The sequence below is a fragment of the Frigoribacterium sp. CFBP 13712 genome (genome assembly GCF_014842255.1).
Taxonomy (GTDB): domain Bacteria; phylum Actinomycetota; class Actinomycetes; order Actinomycetales; family Microbacteriaceae; genus Frigoribacterium.
Genome location: NZ_JACYVH010000028.1, coordinates 1 through 570, shown reverse-complemented (window position 1 = coordinate 570; position 570 = coordinate 1). Strand labels below are relative to the sequence as shown.

The following is a 570-nucleotide window of genomic DNA, read 5'->3' as shown; positions in this document are numbered from 1 at the left end:
CGGTGCCCACCCAGCGGCGTGCCGACCAGGTGCCGTCGTACTGCACGGTCGCCTTCGTGGCGGCCGCGTCCGAGCCGTCGCTGATCGAGACCGTCGACCACGTCGTGCCCACACCGGTGAAGGTCACCCAGCCCTGCTGACCGTGACCCGCACCCGCGGCCGGCGTCGTGACCGAGAAGTCCTGCTCGGAGACGGCGTCCGAGAACAGACGGATGTTCTCCAGCTTGTTCTCCCCCGAGGCCGCGACCTGCGTCACCGACATCGTGTACGACGCGTTGCCCAAGTACCGGACCGCACTCCACGTGCCATCGGCACGCACCTCGGTCGACACACCTGCACCCGTCGAGGGCGACACCGTCACCGTGGCACGGGGAGTGCCGGTGCCCGAGAACGTCACGTCACCCGGGGTGAACGTGTCTCCATCAGCGAGGTTGTCGAGAGTGACGTCCGAGTAGTCGGGGGCGATGGAGACGGGGGCGCTGCCCGCGGTCTGGAAGTTGCCTTGGGCCGAGACGCCCGAGTAGACGAAGCCGAGCTTGTTGTCGGGCACGTCGAGGGCGTCGGCGGCCG

At 69.1% G+C, this 570-nt stretch carries 1 protein-coding gene; it reads right to left on the bottom strand.

All coding sequences use genetic code 11. From position 1 onward, the window contains the following. The coding region (locus tag IFT51_RS14755; protein ID WP_192061846.1) for a hypothetical protein at positions 1-570 on the bottom strand (570 nt) is incomplete at both ends.